The organism is Streptomyces sp. MnatMP-M17, from assembly GCF_900091995.1.
Taxonomy (GTDB): Bacteria; Actinomycetota; Actinomycetes; order Streptomycetales; family Streptomycetaceae; genus Streptomyces.
The window spans coordinates 17,577-33,717 of sequence record NZ_FMDK01000235.1 but is presented as its reverse complement, the minus strand read 5'-3'; the positions used below and the strand labels follow the sequence as shown (position 1 = coordinate 33,717).

Genomic DNA, 16,141 nt, shown 5'->3' with positions numbered 1-16,141 from the left:
TCCGCCACCCAGGCGGACCCGGATCGGCAGGATTGATCACGACATCACACAGGCCCTAGGGCCTCTCGTTTGGATCTTGCCGGGCTCGCGTGCCCTGGCGGGCAATTCGTGCGTGTGGGGCCCATGGCCCCGGGCCGGACGGTCCGGGGCCACGTCGGCGGACTCGTGCGGCCCGCAAGGCTTGTCAGAAGGTGGGCTGGTCGAGTGCCCAGAAGCCGCGGAGTTGGCTGGAGTTGGCGGCAGGGGCCCTGTGGCCGCGGTCAGCTGCCGAAGAAGACGCCGAACTCCTCGTACAGTTCGGTGGAGACGCGTTTGGGCGCCCGCACGGCGTCCGCGAGCGGGACACGCACGATGTCCGTGCTCCGCAGGGCCACCATCGTCCCGAAGGCGCCGTCCTTGATCCCTGCCACGGCGTGGAGTCCGAAACGTGTGGCGAGCCATCGGTCGTACGCGCTCGGGGTGCCGCCACGCTGGATATGGCCGAGGACCGTCGTACGGGCGTCCTTGCCCGTACGGCCCTCGATCTCCTGGGCCAGCCAGTCGCCGATACCGGACAGGCGTACGTGCCCGAATTCGTCGCGGGACTCGTCCTTCACCACCATCTGCCCGGCCAGCGGCACCGCTCCCTCCGCCACCACGACGATCGGCGCATAGTTGATCCTGAAACGGTTCTCCACCCAGACACACACCTGGTCGAGATCGAACTCCCGCTCAGGGATGAGGATCGCGTTCGCGCCTCCCGCGACGCCCGCGTGCAGGGCGATCCATCCCGAGTGGCGTCCCATGACCTCCACGACGAGGGTCCGCCGGTGCGACTCCGCGGTGGTGTGCAGACGGTCGATCGCCTCGGTCGCGATATTGACGGCTGTGTCGAACCCGAAGGTGTAGTCGGTACCGCCGACGTCGTTGTCGATGGTCTTGGGGATCCCGATCAGCTTGACTCCCTCGTGGGAGAGGGCGTTCGCCACGCCGAGGGTGTCCTCGCCGCCGATCACGACGAGCGCGTCGATCGCGTGCGCGCTCAGGGTGTCCCTGACACGGTCGACGCCGTCCTCGACCCGGAGCGGGTTGGTGCGGGAGGAGCCCAGGATCGTGCCGCCGAGCGGCAGGATGCCGCGCACGGCCGCCACGTCCAGCGGCACGGTCAGATCGTTGAGGACACCACTCCAGCCGTCCCGGAAACCGGTGAACGTCCAGGCGTACTCCTGTACGCCCTTTCGCACGACGCTGCGGATCACCGCGTTGAGACCCGGGCAGTCGCCGCCTCCGGTCAGAACTCCCACCCGCATGCCTTCTCCCTCACCCTCGCGCTCCCACCGATGCGGAGCACACGCCTCACACCGCCGTATGTCACGATCCCTATCCGGGTCCGGCACCCGGCAGCGCTCCGCGGGCCCGCCCGCCTCCGCGACGTCCGCGGGTCTCTTCGATCAGGAAACGACACACCGTTCGCCCTCGCCACTCATGCGCCCGCTCACCGGCCGGGAGCCGGTACGGGGCCTATGCGGCGGCCCGTCATCCGCGCGGGGAAGATCGACAGCCACAGTCGGCGGTCGTCGCCCGCCCAGGGGGTGGTGTACGCCTGCTGGTCCAGGCCACGGGCGGCCGCGTCGCCTGTGACGGCGTGAGCGGTGCCGACGACATTGACGCTCCATCCCTGGCGCACCGCGTCATCGACATGGTCGACCTCGAAGACGACCTCCTGGTCGGCGGCAGCCGCCGCAGCGGTGCCCGGGGCCGTTCTGTACGCCACCGAGCCGTCTCCCGCCACCACATAGTTGACGGGAACGACAGCGGGTCCGTTGTGCGTATACACGGCTACCCTGCCGACACCGTGTGTGGAGAGCAGAGCACGGCACTCCTCCGGGCTCAGCATCGCGAACTCGGGCTCGGGCGAATCATTCTGAGCATTCTGAGTTCGATCCGTCACAGTCGATCACATCCCTCGGTCTTTTCCGGATCCCCCAAGTCCTCTCCGGCCTCCCTGTCCGCTGCTCGACGCCCGCCGCTCGGTCAGTCGCCGAACGTCAGTACGTCCCGCACGGGACGGCGTGGCGTTCGAGGGCCGCGGGGCCCGTATCCCAGGCGCAGGACCATCTGGACATGGCCAAACCCGGAGACCGGGTCGCGCAACAGCCATCGCAGCTCCGGCCGTTCGAGGGCCTGAGTCGCGGGCGCGCCCGTCACTTCGTGCAGTGTGGCGAGGAGCAGGACGCGCTCCATGGCCTGCCCCACGCGCAGCCAGTCCGCCGGTCCGTCCTCCGGGGTGCTCAGCAGGACCAGCTCAGGCTGTTTCTCGAAGTCCGCCACGGGCCTGCCGGGCACCGCGCCCGTACCGGCGAAGTCGCGCGCCGGAGCTGTGCCGCCCCGCTTGCGCGGTCCGAAGGCGTAGTCGGGGATTCCCTCGGTGGGTGCGTCAGCTCCGGCGCTCCACGTCCACCGGCTCAGCTCGGCTTCCCGGTGGGGGTCCATCCGGTTGTATCCCTCGGCGTCCCGGATCAGATCCAGGACGGACCGAAGGTGCGGACCGGTGAGAAAGGTCAGTTCGGCGCCCTCCTGCCGGGCGGCCTCGCCGAGCTCGCGCCGGACATTGCCCGGCAGCTCGCGGTCCATGAAGGGGAAGCGACTGGTGTGCCGTTCATGGATCGCCGGGTAGAGCGTGGAGAGTCCGTCGCCCGATGCCACCGCCGCTGTGCCGGCCGCCGCGGAGTCGAGTCGTACGGTTGCCAGGAGCGCCGGAGTGCGAGGGTCGGGCAGCAACGCCGTCACCGGGCGGAGAGCCTGGTGCACGGCCGCGACCCGGAGATTCAGCAGTGCGGCACCGCACCCCATGTGCAGGCCGGACGTGGTGGGGTCGGAGTACGGCATGGCGCGGTCGAGGTCGGCGAAGAGCGCGAGCGTACGGCTGTCCGGGCTGTAGTGGAACCGCCAGGGCTGGGCGTTGTGCATGGAGGGTGCGGCCATGGCGTCGAAGACAAGGCCGCCCACCGTTGTTTCGTCGAGCGGGGGTGACAACACGGCTGCTCCCCGTATAGGTGATGCCCCTTCCTCCAGCGTGCTGTCGTGGCCCGGTTCGCGGCAGGGGCCGTAAGGCCCTGTTCCGGGACCTGTCGGGCCTGGAAGGAGCCCGTCCGTGCCCCTTCGTTCCGCTATGAAGGGCCGAGTGGCTCATATCGTCCGGCGGCGGCGCCGGTGACGCTGGAGGCATGGCCGCGTGACGCGGTCATGGCCGGGAGCGACGGCCAGGAGTGACAGCCATGGGGGCCATGAAGGGCCACGAAGGGAGTGAGGACATGGATCACCGCGAGATCGGTGAGCTGATGACCCACGGCGTTGTGAGTGTGCGGCCCGATACACCGTTCAAGGAGATCGCCAGGACGCTCGCGGACCACGACATCAGCGCCGTACCCGTGCTCGATGACGCCGGGCGGCCCGTCGGCCTGGTCTCGGAGGCGGATCTGCTGCGCAAGGCGGCCAACCGGTCCGATCTGTCGGGCAGAACACCGCTGCCGGACCTGGAGGCATGGGAGCGCGCCCGGGTCGAGGGAAGCACCGCCGAGGACATCATGTCGGCCCCGGTGGTCTGTGCGCACCCCGACTGGACCGTTGTGGAGGCCGCCCGCCTCATGGCGGTGCAGAAGGTCAAGCGTCTGCCCGTGGTGGACGAGACGGACACACTGCGTGGCATCGTCAGCCGGGCCGACCTGCTCCGTGTCTTCCTGCGGCAGGACCACGCCATCCGGGACGAGATCACCCACGATGTCCTGATCGGAACACTCGGCCTCGCCCCGACGGCTGTCACCGCCGATGTCAAGGAGGGCGAGGTCACACTGCACGGCACGCTGGAGGACGCCCGCCTGGTCCCCGTACTGGAACGGCTGTGCGAGAGCGTGGACGGCGTCGTCTCGGTTTCCCAGGACCTGAAGCACCCGGCCACAAGCCAGTGACCCGCGGCTGTCGATGGTTCGGTCAGCCGCCGAGCCGGAGCCGCACATGCTTGTGGCTCCGGCGGCATCGCGACCGGGCAGCGCTGGGGGCGGGCACGTGCGTGCTCGCCCCCAGCCGGGCCACCTCGCGTGTCAGACCGTTCGGAGGCCGATCCGCGGCGGCTGCCCGCCGGTGTTGGTGACGGTTACTTATCGCTGTGCTCGACCGGCACGACCTGGATGGTCTTCGAGGTCGTGACCGGCGCGAGCGAGCTGTCGTCGGTGTAGGCACGCATGGAGTCGTTCGTCACTGCCACGGTCACCGACCCGGGCCGCAGCGCGGTGAGCATCCGGGTCTGCGGGTCGAGGATCGCGACCTTGCCCCGGCGGCGGGCGTCGTCGACGGCGTTCTTCCCGCTGCCGATCGCCAGGTTGGACGAGCCGCTCCAGTCGACCGACACCGGGTACCGCAGCGGCACCACACGCGAGCCTGTCGACACTCCCTGCGGCTGCACGATGCTGCCCGAGAGCTGCGCCGTGTTGTCGATCTCAACCGTGGCCGGGGTGTTGAGCGTGATCGACTGCGCGAAGGCGCGTACATCGGCCTTGAACCACTGCTGTGTCGCGTCCCGGCTCGCGTCGACGGACCAGTCGACCCAGCCGGTGAAACCGCCGCGGTCCGGCGTGCCGTACGGGTCCTTGCCGGAGGACGGAAGAACCGTATAAGGCACACCCTCAAGGCGGTGGACGTTCGCGATCTGGGCGTGGGAGCCGACCATCGCGGCACCCTTGTGTGAGGAGTCACGGAAGTCCGTGAGCATGTTCTCGATGAGCGCGGCCTCGTCGCGGTCGCCGAGCCGGCTGGACTTGGAGTCGGCGGGGTCGTCCACCGGGTGGTGGGCGAACACCATGACGTTGCGCACCGACTTGTCCTTCTCGGCGTCGGCGAGCGCTTCCCGCATCATCGGGAGCTGGTCCCACGCCGTCCCGCGCAGCGATCCGAGGGAGCTGGCGAGCAGGATGAACCGCGTGCCCTTGTGGTCGAACGTCCGGTACGGCCGGCCGAACTCGGTGGTGAAGTTCGTCAGGTCGCTCTGGACGTTGTTGAGGCCGTAGGACTCGTGGTTGCCCGGCACGTAGTAGCACGGGATCGAGCCGGCCTTCGGGTCCGGCGTGCTGTCCGGTGCCGGCTCCTGACCAACCGGGATGAGGTCGCACCCGGCGTCGGTCAGCACCTGGCGGGCGAGCGCGAGGTCCTGCGGCAGGCCGCGGTCGGTGATGTCACCGTTAAGGACGAGCAGGTCCGGGTCGGTCTTGCGGATCCGCTGGATGGCGGCCGTCGCGACCTGGGTCAGTGCCGGGTTGTCGGCCGTGAACTGCACGTCCGACAGCGTGGCGAACTGCCACGTCTTGCGGCCGACGAGCAGCGAGCCGTCGTCGGAGACGATCGGGTCGGTCTGGAGGTCGGGCTGGGCGGGCAGGTCGATCGACGTCGGGACGTCGGCCTCGATGCGGTCCAGGACGAACGTGCCCGCCTTCTGCTGGGCGACATTGGTGTTGATGCCCTGGAAGCTTGAGATCGCGATCGGGAACGCCACGGTCGCGGGCACCGTGAACGTGGCGTTCTGCCAGTCGCTGCTCGCGGTCAGGGCGGTGCCGTAGACGCCGCCGCTCTTGCCGGCCGCGTCGGTGTAGCCCAGGTAGGTCAGACCGCTCGGTACGCTGATGCTCGACTTGATCCGCACCCGCACGCGCAACGGCTGGCCGGGAACCGGGACGCGCTGGGCCGTCGATGCCGCAGAGATGCCCACGTTGCGCATCGCGTTGAAGTCGATCCGCAGGCCGTCGGGGTCCGCCGAGAACTTCGTGGCCGCGGTGCTGTTGTTGCGCCAGCGGGCGAGCACGTCGTCCTCGAAGTCGTAGACCGTCCTGGTCTGAACGCCGACCGTGATCGGGAGCTGGACCGACTTGCCGGAGACCGAGAGCTTGAGGATCGTACTCGCGTTGGCGAGCGGGATGACCTTCAGCTTGCCGTTCGCGGGCCGGACGTCGACGACGCTGTGGTCGTAGTCCAGCGCGAGGTCCCGCGGGTCGATCGGGGCGGTGTAACCCTGGGCGTCGCGGCCGGTCACGGAGACGGTGGCCGCCTGCTCGGGCGTCGCGCGTCGGCCATCGACAGGAGCTGGGACGACAGCTCCACGCTGTTGAGCGGGCCGAGGACGGTGACCTTCGCGTCCTCGTGCTCGCCGCCCACCTGCGCCTTGACCTTGATCGTGCCCGCCTCGGCCGGGGCCATGAGCGTGCCGTCCTCGACGGACGCTTCGTCCGCGGACCACTGCACGGACTTCTGGTCGACCGGCACCGGGGTCTCGTGCTTGTCGAGGCCCCGCACGACGAGTGCGCGGCGCAGCCCCGGGAAGACCTTCATGTCGCCGTCAGCCGACGCCGCACCCGGCGCGGGCTTGACGAGGATCTCGTGCAGCTTGCCGTCGCCCTTCGCGACGAACACCCCGACGCCGTTCGGGTCGTTGCGCTCGTGGCCGTCGGACGGGACGTTGCGGACGGTCGCGTCGTCCTCGCCGAGCGCGCGGGCGACCATCGTGGTCGAGCCGCCGCCATCGAGGTTGACCGCCGTCTCCACGCCCATCGCGGCGAGGTCACGCGCCTCCTTGTCGATCCCGACGCCGCCCTTGCCGGTGCCGCCCGGGCCGTCCCAGGTGGCGAGCACGAGGGTACGGCCGCCGTCCTTGAAGCCGAGCGCGGTACGCGGGGCGATCGAGGTGTCGAGGCCCTTGACGACCTGGCCGCCGGAGACGACGGTGCCGCCGTGTCCGATCGCGAACCGCATCGTCTTGGCAACGTTGTCAGCGAGCCCGTAGCTGAGCGTCGCCGGTAGGTTCACGGTCAGGAACTGCGCGTCGTACCAGCCCTTCTGGTCGAGCGCCTTCACATGCTTCAGGTTGATCCCCGGACCGATCTTCTCGGCCGTGTTGATCAAAGGGATCCCGCCGGTGACCGGCGCGGGCCGGCTGTCGTCCGCGTACGCGACGGCAGGTGCGGCCGCCAGTGCGGTCGCCGTGGCGAGCACCACCAGCAGTGGCCTCGTATACCGATGGTTCAAGACCATCAATCTCATTGGAACCTCGGGTCAAAAGATGACGCGGAGGCAGAACAGCCCCCGCCACGCCCAGTTCAACGGGCGCGCACCCGAGTAGAAAGATCAACTGAGAAGTACGGATGACGCCATCACGAGCCCGCAATGAACCCTCGCTGTGAAGTCGCACCTTGACGACCTGGCGGGTTCTTGGCGACGGCGGGGTATCCGGCCTGTACCGGAAGTCCCTCGGTGCGTCGGTGCGTTGTGGCTGACCGGATCTCGTTCGAGGAGTGGCACGGAAGGTGCTCCAGGTCCCCCCGACCACCGCCTGCTCCCCAGTGCCCGGGGCATCGCAGGTCCGACAGGGGCACTGAATCAAGCGGGCGGTGGTCAGGGCCGCGACGGCATCGCGGGTGCCCGAACAAAAGGTCGACCTTGCTGTATCGGGCAATCACGGAGAACAGTCACCGGGCCGCGCTGTTTCTCGGCAGCCGCCGCGGTTCCACGGTCCTGCTGTCAGGCCCAGGGATCGAAGGCGATGCCGGACGGCTTGGAGGCGTTCAGGAGGTTCCGGAAGCGGTCGTCCTTGTCCGTGGTCTTGATGGTGGCCGACCCGAAGTCCGCGTTGTTCAGGCGGTCCCGCAGAGAGGTGCTGGGCCACCCGTTCCAGTCCACGATGGGGGGCTGGCGCCAGTTGTGGTAGTGGTTCTCCGCCGGCTCGTCGTTACCGTTGGCAAGCCGGAAGAAGTGGGTGCCCAGACCGTCCTTGTGGTAGACGACCTTGGGGTGGGAACCGTCGAAGCGCACCTGCGAACGCGGATAGGTCACCTGGCTGGAATGCTGTGTGGTCGTGACGTATTCCACCTGGTTGGACGCCTGGTTGATCCATGAGATCACATGCTCGAAGTCGTGGCGGTGACCACCGAGTCCGCTGCCGGGGAGGGCCTGGTCCTTCTCGAAGTAGCTGGCGTACACGACTGCACACCATCCGTTGTTGCACTTCGAGCGGGCGTAGGTCTGGGTCCGGTCCAGGTCGGACTGGTCGCGGCAACTGCCGTTGACCGCGCCCGAGGTGTTCAGACCGGGATTGAGCGATCCGTCGGGCGCGATGGCGGCAACGGGGTAGCAGCCATCGCCGTCGTAGTCATATGCGGGCGAGAAGGACGCCTCGTAACCCCCGGCGTTCTGGGGCAGGTTCGGCAGATTGTCGGCATGAGCCACTGACGACGGCAGCACCACGGTCAGGACCGTGGCACCGAGCAGCGCCCCCAGCCAGGACCGCTTCCGCCTGAAATACGCCAGAGCCGACCTACCCGCTCCGGGCGATGACAAATTGTCCATGTCCGTCCTCTCGGATGACTCAGCGAGCAGTCGGCGCAGTGCCGACGCGGCCGAGTGATGGCTACCGAGAGCATCCCCCATGAGAGTGTCCATGACAGGTTCTTCTGAAGACCACTCCGGTGAACCGCTCCTGAACAAGATCGATCCCTCCCGCGGCGGCCACAATCCTCATGCCGTCCAGGTACGGCTGTCCGGTCGGCCCGCCCAGCGTTGCGGCCCGGGAAGCGCGCCCGGCCGGGTCAGCGGAACGTCGCGGTCGCATCCCGGCACGAGCCTGGGCCGCTTCCTGGTTCGTCGCCGGCGCGCTCTTCGAGTCGGCGAAGGCCGCGGTGACGGCGATGGACGCCGCCGTCAAGACCGGCATCGGCTTCACCGACGCCTGGCTGGCGCTGCGGTCCCTCGGTCTGACCGAGACCGCCGTCCAGGGCATGGTCAGCCGTATCGTCCGAAAGCTCAACGACGGCTGCAAGGCCGTCGACACGGCGACCTTCAAGACCGCGTCGTTCAGCGTCGCGACCTTCTCGGCCGCCGGCACCAACACCGGCCCCGGCTGCTGGGTGGGTGGCCTCAACGGACCGGGGTTCTGGTCCGCGGAGAACGAGGGCATGGACGCCGCGGCGGGCGGCGTCAGTCCGCCGTGCCCGCGATCCGCTCCAGCTGGGCCTTGATGACCGGCTCCGGGATCGCGGCCTTCTTCGCGTCCAGCATGTTCACGCCGTAGAACGCGGCGATGACCCCGCCCTTGCGGACCACCGTGTACGTCATGGGCATCTTCTGCTTGCCGATGTCGCCGGTGATCCGGTAGCCCACCGCCTCGTCGCCCAGCTTCGGCGCGGGAAGGCTCTCGACCTTGCCGTACATCAGACCCAGGGTCTTGAAGCCCTTGGAACATTCGGCGACGGCAGTGCGGAGCTCCTTCATCACCCGGGGGGCGTTCTCCTCCGAGTGCGAGGCGAGCCACATGGACCCGACGGTCGCGTTGGTCGCCTCGCCCGGCAGCAGAGAGCGGTGCACAGTGCTCACCGCGGGAATGTGCGTGAAGCCGCCGATCAGGCTGGCGAGGGGCTGGCACGCCTTCTTGTCGGCCTCCATGCCGCGGCCGGCCTCGACCTCCGCCTTGGCGATCCTCTTGGCGTCGAATCCCGCGGTCCTTCCGGTGAGGGCGACCTTTTCGAGACTCTTTCCATCGAGCGCCCCCAGGCGCTTCGCCTTGGCGGCCTCTTCCTCCTCGGCGCTCTCCGCGCTCGTGCTCGCCTTCGGCTTCCTACCGTCGGATTCCGTCGATTCGCCGCTGCATGCGGATATCGCGAGGAGGGCCCGGCAATACGGCGGAAATCGGGAGGGCCCTGCGCAGTTTCATGGTCTTTCCTGGCATCTCTCGCTGGCGAAGAATAAGCAGAATGATCTTACCGGCGGTAGAGAGGTGTTCTCATTACGTTTTGACGTCGACTCAGGCCGTGCCGGACATTTCCGTCAGTTCCGTGAGCTCCCTCTCCCTGCCGCCCCGCGCCTTCTCCTCCCAGGCCGTCCCGGCTCCGGCTCCGGCTCCGGCTCCGGCTCCGGGACAGCATCGCTGTCAGGTTCACCCTCGGTGAACTCCAGCGTCTCGCCAGGCAGTTCGTCCTGCGGCGGGATCACTCCGTGCCGGGCGATCAACTCCCAGATCTGCGGACGCGAGATACCCAGCCGGTCAGCGATCTGCTGCTGCGTCCAGCCAAGTTCCCCGCGACGCATCACCACCCGACGCTACGACTCAACGCAATACAACTCCTCGGCAACAGGCATCCCAGGAAGCGGCAGCGTGACGGTCCCAGACACCCCGCCGCCCAGGGCGGCATCGTTCAGGTGATGTGTCCGGGTTGATCAAGCGATGCCGAGAGTGACGAGCGGACGGTTGGTATAGCGGGCGTGGTGGCAGAGCCCCGCGGCGTCGTTGGTGTGGTCGGCGAGTCGGAGAGCTCCGATGGCCAAGTTCTCCTGGGAGGGACTGTAAGGACGGCGGCAACTCCGTAACGGCGAAAGCTCCAAGACCGTGCTGACCGATGTCGGGCCGGTGGAGATAACCGTGCCCCGCGACCGGGACGGCTCCTTCGAACCGAGGCCTGATCAGGGGCCATCCACGTGCAGGGTGGGCGTGTGATTCGATCCCACGGGTTTGTCCTGAAACAACTCGACTACCCGCCCCGGCCCCACTCTCCGGTGAAGCCGGACCGGGTTTGCCATTGATCAAACGTAAAAACTCCTAGCCGAACTCGCCCTCGCGGACGCCGTCTCGGAACGCCGTCCATTCTTCCGCGGTGAACCGCAGGGACGGCAGGTCTTTCCGCCTCGAGTCACGGATCGCAACGGCTCCGCCACCAAGGTCTGCCACCTCTACGCAGTAAGGCCCTGTCGTGCTCTTGCTGCTCTTGACCCAGCGCGTATCCGTCAGGTCAAGCGTGTAGAGTTCAGCCTTCTTTTCAGTCATCGGACTACCCCTTCGATGCTCAATCGGGCTTCACTACCCACCATCACCCCGGCTCGCCAGACGTGCAACTGGCAAGGTGGGACACCGTCAATCGCAACGACTGCCTTCCCCTGGCAGCGGTCATCTTCGTGGCCACCGTTGCATTTGACAGTGACCGATAAACCGGAGTCGGGGTGAGCGTGGAGGACGAGACCGTATGCCGGGTGTCTGGATACGACGACGAGTTGTTCTGGGAGGGGGCTGGCCGACGGCGGCCATCTGTCCCTGCTGCGGCAATGAGTCCGATGTCGGCGACGCCGGCGTCATGGGGTTGCGCAACTACCGTGGTTACTGGGTGGGGCATGGTGCCCCGTGGCATGACTCGCGGGAGGAACGCAAGCAGAAGCGCCAAGGCTGGGACCTGCTGGAGCAGATGGCGAATATCCCGCCGCAGTGGCGCTGACCCAGGCAGTTGGTGGCTGCCTCACATCGCCAGTCGGCGGTAGCAGAGCAGAGTGGCGGCGACACCGGCAAAGGCGAGGAAGCGCTCGACTCCGATCAAACAGTCGTCCGCGCCTCCGGAGTTGGAGATCCGGAAGAACGCGGCGGTGTCCCGGCTGTCGCCGTACGGCAGGAACACCGACCCGGAATCGACCTCGATTCCGGCGGGGCTGCCCGCTTTGTCGAAGGCGACCCACGTGGTCAGGCCGCCGAGGGCGACGCCGCACACGGCGACGGGCGCGAGCGCGGCAAGCAGGGCTTCACCGAGACGGCGCCGGGTGGGCCGTCACCAAATCCGTTCGGTCATCGTCGGCCGCCCTGGGCAAACGACTGCGTGCGGCTCCGAGCGATCACGCCTGCCTCCCGAACGCGCGGTTCCTCTTCCCTTCAAGGTAAAACCGCAGGCAGCAGTAATTGAGGCAAGCCGTGCGTCGAAGTCGTCGCCCGATGCACATCAGTGCGGCAATGACTCTCCGTGGCACCGATGAGATAGATCTGCAGCACTCCGCCTCACTCGAACTGACGTGCGCCACGTGCGCCAAGAATCGCCTGTCCCCCATGCCGTGCCGGGTGGCGAAGTTGGATCGATACTGAATGCCAGCGGCGGACCGCCGCGGAGCGTCTTCAATCGCGCCCCAAGGAGCTGATCATGCGTCAGGAAAGTCGGCATCTGGTCAGCATCAGTACCGCCGAACGCCGCTTCGGAGCGCCTGGCACCGCCAAGATCACAGAGCGGCCACAGCACATGTGACCTGCGAAAACCATGGTCAGAGGCATAGCTGCTAATCAACCCGGGAGACACCCATGAAGATGCTGATCTTCGTGGCTGAATTTGGTGCGGCCGCAGGTCAGAACCATGCTGAGGCCATGGAGGTCAGCAAAGACCCAGCATGAGTGGAGACCGGCACCTTGGCGACCAAACTTTCCCGCGGGATGGGCACCTACTTCAAGATCTGTGCCTGTACGAGGCGGAGCGGATGCCCGCACCCCTACGCCATACGCTACCGTGACGCCGCCGGCCGACAGCGCGAAGAGACGGGTTATCCCAAACAGCAGGACGCACTCAGTCGACTGACGACGCTGTACAACGAGAAACGGAACACTCCTCGCCAGCAAGCGGAGCTGAAGCGAGAAACCGGGAAGAAACGTTTCGGCGAATACGCATCGCAGTGGCTGACGCGGCAACGGCACTACGCGAGCGGGAGCACCCGAACCGTCAATCAACTCCTGCAGGCTCAGATCCTGCCGGTGCTGGAATCCCGCCGAATCAATACCTTCACCTCGTCAGTCGTCGAAGACTTCATCATGGCGATGGAGGAGCAAGAAGTCGGGCTCGCCACTCAGCAGAACGCGTTCGACGTCCTCAAGAAGATTCTGCTGGACGCGAAGCGCAGGGGCGGAATCAGCGAAGACCCCTTTGACGGAGTCATCCCTCCTGAGTACATACCTCGACAGGTGACCATCCCGACGCTGGACGAGATCCACGCCCTCAAGCAAGCCGCCTCCGAGGGACTGCGGGTGATCATCGACCTGATGTCGGGCTGTGGTCACCGTAACGGCGAAGCCTACGCCGCCAACGTCGAGCGTCTGGTAGCAACCGACGTCTACCGCATCACGGAACAGATCGACGGGGTCGCGCGCCAACCAGCGCGGCTCAAACATCGCAAGCCCGGAGAGTTCCGCGAGGTCCCGATGGCAACCGTCGTCCGCGAATCACTGCTTGCCTACGCCGAGCGTCACGGCACTGATCAGAACGGCTACCTACTTCGCACCCAGCGGAGCCCCTACTGGGCCCACACAACGTTGCAATATCAGTGGGACGTCGCCAAGAAGCGCGCCGGCATCACGCGCAAGCTCAACCCATATTCGATGAGGCACTATTTCGCATCCAATTGCCTGTCCAATGGCATACCGATCACAGACGTCGCAGAGTGGATGGGACATAAGAACATCGGCATGACCTTCCGTATCTACCGGCACCTGATGCCGGCGTCGATCGGCCGCGCCGCCAAGCTGCTCAACGTGGGCCTGTAACAGATGGGGTCCGGGCCGTAGGCCCGGACCCCATCACACCACCCTCTGCTGCCTCGCCCAACGATCCAAATCCTCGATCTTGAACTTCAGCCTGCCGCCGAAGTAATACCGCGGAATCCCATGCCGTCGAGACTCCCGGTACATCCAACGCTCGCTTACATCGAGATACTCCGCAGCGGCCGTGATGCCTGCAAACCTACGGTCCATTGACCCTCCAAGGTCCGGTCAGTCGGAGAGTATCCGCAGATTCCGGCCGCACCCAGCACATGGAATCCGACGTCAGCAAGCAGCTAAGAGAAGTGCAGCGCGCCCGTGCGTAGCGCAAGTCCGGACCTACGCATTACGAGACCGTGAGCGATCGTGTTACGTGGTGCCTGGTCGTGCTGTCTGGTGCTGTTCTGCCTGATCAGAGCATGTACGCCTGGTTGACCGATGCTGCCTCGTGCTGCACCGTCCAAAGGCGTCGGCCACCGGCTGGCCACCGGAGGCCTCGCTCATCGAGATTGTCGTCCTCCAACAAGGGACGGTCATACCGGCGTCTGTGGGTCACTGAGCCTGTGGCGGATCGGTTCGGGTTGTGAGGTGGCGACGAATCTGCTGGTAGAGGTCGGCTACCTCTGGGGGTATTTCGGGGTAGGCGGCGGCGAAGGCGGTACCGATGCGTGGCTTGCTCTTGCGGTGGATGTCACGGGTCCGTTCCAGCAGTTTTTCATCGATACGTTGCAGGAAGGCCTCGAACTCGCCGGACTTGTCGGGGTCCCCGCCGAAGGTGTCGGCGACGGTGAAGACGCCGGTGCGATTCCAGTACTCCCGCCAGACCTGGAAGGCGTCATCATCGTTGGGACGCCTGTCGGGGGGTGTCAGCCCGAGCTTGCTGAGCTGTTTGCTGAGCCCGCTGCTCGGCCCGAATGCGGGACCGTCGGCCACCGCCGCCCAAGGGATCTGGAACGCTTCCAGGTAGTTGATGTAGCCGCCGAAGTTGTTGTCGCCGCCGACGTCGACCAGGGCGATGTTCGCGCCCTGCGGATCATTGAGTCCAGCCGCACCGTTCTGCCACCAGTGCCCGAGCGCGCCCAGCTCGGTGGAGCCTTCGCACAAAATGACCGCGGAGGCGAACAGCAGCGCCCGCACGTCAGTCAGCAGCAGGTTCTGCAGCCACTCACCGAGCCGCCCTTTGTTCTGCGCGGGAAGGGTGGCGACCCGGGTGCCGTCGGGGTGCGGAGTGAGCCGGACGACATGATCCAGGTCGTCGATACTGGAGCACGGGATCAGGTCCGGGCTGTGGGTGATGACAATGCCGTGGACATCGGCAAGGCGGCGGGCCAGACGCCGCTGCATCGTGGGGTGCAGGTTCACCGCGGGCTCGTCCAGCACGACGACCCGCCCCGGTTCGCCAGCGAGCAGAGCAGCCAGCAAAAGCGCCTCCTGGATTCCGGCACCCGCGAACTGGGCGATACGGGCCTGGTCGGCTTCTCCAACGAGGATGTCGACGGCGACAGTGGAGTCGTCCGCCGGCAGACTGCGCAAGTGCAGTGACAGCCCAGTGATGCCGGTGAAGATCTCCCGGGCCTGTTCGAAGCGCTGTTGCTCGTCCGGGTCTCCGTTCTTCAGCCGGAACAGTTCGGCGGCCACGCCGCTGCCGTCGCGCAGATCGACCGGCACGCCCAGGACTGCTAGCGGAAAGTGCCGCGCCAGCGGCAGTCGGCGGTTGTCGGTGAGGACCAGCCCGCGGCGTAGCACTTCGGCCAGCACGCTTCGGAATTCGAAGCGGACGTTGGGGTGCTGCTGCTCTTGACCCAGTGCGCGGGCGAGCATGCCCAGACTCACCGGCTGCCGTGCACTGCCGTTCGTCAGGGGTTGAACCTGCATGACGAACGCGACCGTCTGATCGAGAGTGTCGAGCATGCGGCCGAAGTCGACTGCGGAAGGCTGTGGCTTATCCGCTCTCTCTGACATCTCCTCGCACAGAAAGGACCTCAGCACGGCGACACCGCTAGTCGTTTCTGTGTCCGGTGTGTGTCCCAGAGGCGGCACCGTGGCGCGGAAGTGACTCACAAGGCCGTCCATCCACGGGAAGAAATGGCCTCGCTGAAGACGGTTCCTGCCCGGCCCGTCGAGCAGGAGTTGAAAGTCCTCGCCGCCGTGGCGGAAGTTCCAGGCGGCCCACCACCGTTCGGGCTGCCGAGCGTTGTAGGCGACATGCAATGTTCCCCTCAGCAGGGAACGCACGGAGTCCGCAGCCACTCCCAACTCTGTGAAGAGCGCCAGGACGGCCGCCCGCGGGCTTGGAGCGCCAGGGGAAACTTCCTCAAGCGCTGCGGAGGCGACGGCCGCTTCGACGAACCACCGCACCAGCTCTTCCTCCCAGGGCTGGTCAAGCTCGATGTCCAGGCTGACGGCATAGGTGTCGGCCCCGTGCCGACCCGCTTGCTCAAACACCTCCAGCGGATCCGCGTCCGCGCCGCGCAGCCCGCGCTCCAGAACAAGCAGAGGTAACGCCACGGCCGACGCCAGGTTCGACTTCCCGGCACCGTTCGGTCCGGTCACGATGGTCGTCCCCGGCCGCAGCGACAGGTCAAGCGAGGCGAAGGAGAGGAAATCCTCGGCAGTTATTGAGTGAATCTTCATGGAAAGAGAATCATTCCTCGCCAGTCAGTCAGTGGTGATCGCGTCGGTCCGCGGCGCCTCAGGATCATTTCAGACGAACTGCTCTCGTACAGGCTCCTGAGCGGCGGCTACTGTCCTGGGCGGGAGTGGTCACGTGCGACTATCCCGAGCCCGGCGCCCACGCGCCGA

Annotated in this window: 15 protein-coding genes and 2 pseudogenes; 5 read left to right on the top strand and 12 right to left on the bottom strand. The window is 66.8% G+C overall.

Going from position 1 to position 16,141, the window contains the following annotated elements; genetic code table 11:
* Positions 1 to 260 precede the first annotated feature (260 nt).
* From GA0115259_RS11390 to GA0115259_RS11380, 3 genes are all read right to left on the bottom strand, one after another.
* Positions 261 to 1,289 (bottom strand): 6-phosphofructokinase, encoded by a 1,029-nt coding sequence (locus tag GA0115259_RS11390; RefSeq protein ID WP_093594631.1) that lies wholly within the window; start codon positions 1,287 to 1,289, stop codon positions 261 to 263.
* A 185-nt stretch (positions 1,290 to 1,474) separates the two neighbouring features.
* On the bottom strand, positions 1,475 to 1,930 hold the full coding sequence (locus GA0115259_RS11385) for a pyridoxamine 5'-phosphate oxidase family protein (RefSeq protein ID WP_256097976.1): 456 nt from the start codon (positions 1,928 to 1,930) through the stop codon (positions 1,475 to 1,477).
* Positions 1,931 to 2,013: 83 nt separating this feature from the next.
* Positions 2,014 to 2,964: an Acg family FMN-binding oxidoreductase gene (locus GA0115259_RS11380; protein WP_093594640.1), complete on the bottom strand. Its 951-nt coding sequence runs from the start codon at positions 2,962 to 2,964 to the stop codon at positions 2,014 to 2,016.
* Between the two features lie 329 nt (positions 2,965 to 3,293).
* Here GA0115259_RS11380 and GA0115259_RS11375 point away from each other — a divergent pair, with 329 nt between their 5' ends.
* Positions 3,294 to 3,947 (top strand): CBS domain-containing protein, encoded by a 654-nt coding sequence (locus GA0115259_RS11375; RefSeq protein WP_093594637.1) that lies wholly within the window; start codon positions 3,294 to 3,296, stop codon positions 3,945 to 3,947.
* A gap of 185 nt (positions 3,948 to 4,132) precedes the next feature.
* On the opposite strand, the gene GA0115259_RS11370 is transcribed toward GA0115259_RS11375, so the two are convergent.
* From GA0115259_RS11370 to GA0115259_RS11360, 3 genes are all read right to left on the bottom strand, one after another.
* A complete protein-coding gene (locus GA0115259_RS11370; RefSeq protein ID WP_093594625.1) occupies positions 4,133 to 6,058 on the bottom strand; it encodes a metallophosphoesterase family protein in 1,926 nt (641 codons plus the stop codon).
* Complete coding sequence (locus tag GA0115259_RS11365; protein ID WP_161230343.1) at positions 6,055 to 7,053, bottom strand: phosphodiester glycosidase family protein; 999 nt, start codon at positions 7,051 to 7,053, stop codon at positions 6,055 to 6,057. Before GA0115259_RS11365 ends, GA0115259_RS11370 begins: the two co-directional genes overlap by 4 nt.
* Before the next feature lie 486 nt (positions 7,054 to 7,539).
* Positions 7,540 to 8,364 (bottom strand): NPP1 family protein, encoded by an 825-nt coding sequence (locus tag GA0115259_RS11360; protein WP_093594619.1) that lies wholly within the window; start codon positions 8,362 to 8,364, stop codon positions 7,540 to 7,542.
* A gap of 170 nt (positions 8,365 to 8,534) precedes the next feature.
* On the opposite strand from GA0115259_RS11360, the gene GA0115259_RS11355 reads away from it, so the two are divergent.
* Entirely contained in the window at positions 8,535 to 9,032 is a 498-nt protein-coding gene (locus tag GA0115259_RS11355; protein ID WP_141716529.1) for a hypothetical protein, read from the top strand.
* On the opposite strand, the gene GA0115259_RS11350 is transcribed toward GA0115259_RS11355, so the two are convergent.
* Positions 8,992 to 9,456: a hypothetical protein gene (locus GA0115259_RS11350; RefSeq protein ID WP_237539915.1), complete on the bottom strand. Its 465-nt coding sequence runs from the start codon at positions 9,454 to 9,456 to the stop codon at positions 8,992 to 8,994. The two genes, GA0115259_RS11355 and GA0115259_RS11350, sit on opposite strands and share 41 nt — an antisense overlap.
* Before the next feature lie 381 nt (positions 9,457 to 9,837).
* On the bottom strand, positions 9,838 to 10,098 hold the full coding sequence (locus GA0115259_RS42760) for a helix-turn-helix domain-containing protein (protein ID WP_370747624.1): 261 nt from the start codon (positions 10,096 to 10,098) through the stop codon (positions 9,838 to 9,840).
* A 274-nt stretch (positions 10,099 to 10,372) separates the two neighbouring features.
* Between GA0115259_RS42760 and GA0115259_RS38975 the strand changes: the two are divergent.
* A pseudogene (locus GA0115259_RS38975) lies at positions 10,373 to 10,462 on the top strand (transposase); the annotation flags it as partial.
* A 144-nt stretch (positions 10,463 to 10,606) separates the two neighbouring features.
* On the opposite strand, the gene GA0115259_RS11340 reads toward GA0115259_RS38975, so the two are convergent.
* The gene (locus GA0115259_RS11340; RefSeq protein WP_093594607.1) at positions 10,607 to 10,831 is read right to left on the bottom strand and encodes a DUF397 domain-containing protein; all 225 of its coding nucleotides are present in this window, start codon (positions 10,829 to 10,831) and stop codon (positions 10,607 to 10,609) included.
* 173 nt (positions 10,832 to 11,004) lie between these two features.
* Between GA0115259_RS11340 and GA0115259_RS41685 the strand changes: the two are divergent.
* A pseudogene (locus GA0115259_RS41685) lies at positions 11,005 to 11,273 on the top strand (hypothetical protein).
* A 21-nt stretch (positions 11,274 to 11,294) separates the two neighbouring features.
* Here the strand turns inward: GA0115259_RS41685 and GA0115259_RS11330 are convergent.
* The gene (locus GA0115259_RS11330) at positions 11,295 to 11,540 is read right to left on the bottom strand and encodes a copper chaperone PCu(A)C (RefSeq protein ID WP_176732507.1); all 246 of its coding nucleotides are present in this window, start codon (positions 11,538 to 11,540) and stop codon (positions 11,295 to 11,297) included.
* A 665-nt stretch (positions 11,541 to 12,205) separates the two neighbouring features.
* On the opposite strand from GA0115259_RS11330, the gene GA0115259_RS11325 reads away from it, so the two are divergent.
* Complete coding sequence (locus GA0115259_RS11325; protein ID WP_256097975.1) at positions 12,206 to 13,345, top strand: tyrosine-type recombinase/integrase; 1,140 nt, start codon at positions 12,206 to 12,208, stop codon at positions 13,343 to 13,345.
* Between the two features lie 33 nt (positions 13,346 to 13,378).
* Here GA0115259_RS11325 and GA0115259_RS42755 read toward each other — a convergent pair whose 3' ends face one another.
* Positions 13,379 to 13,552 (bottom strand): helix-turn-helix domain-containing protein, encoded by a 174-nt coding sequence (locus tag GA0115259_RS42755; protein WP_093594604.1) that lies wholly within the window; start codon positions 13,550 to 13,552, stop codon positions 13,379 to 13,381.
* A gap of 339 nt (positions 13,553 to 13,891) precedes the next feature.
* Positions 13,892 to 15,973, bottom strand: coding sequence for an AAA family ATPase (locus GA0115259_RS11315; RefSeq protein ID WP_093594601.1), 2,082 nt, complete (start codon positions 15,971 to 15,973; stop codon positions 13,892 to 13,894).
* Positions 15,974 to 16,141 lie beyond the last annotated feature (168 nt).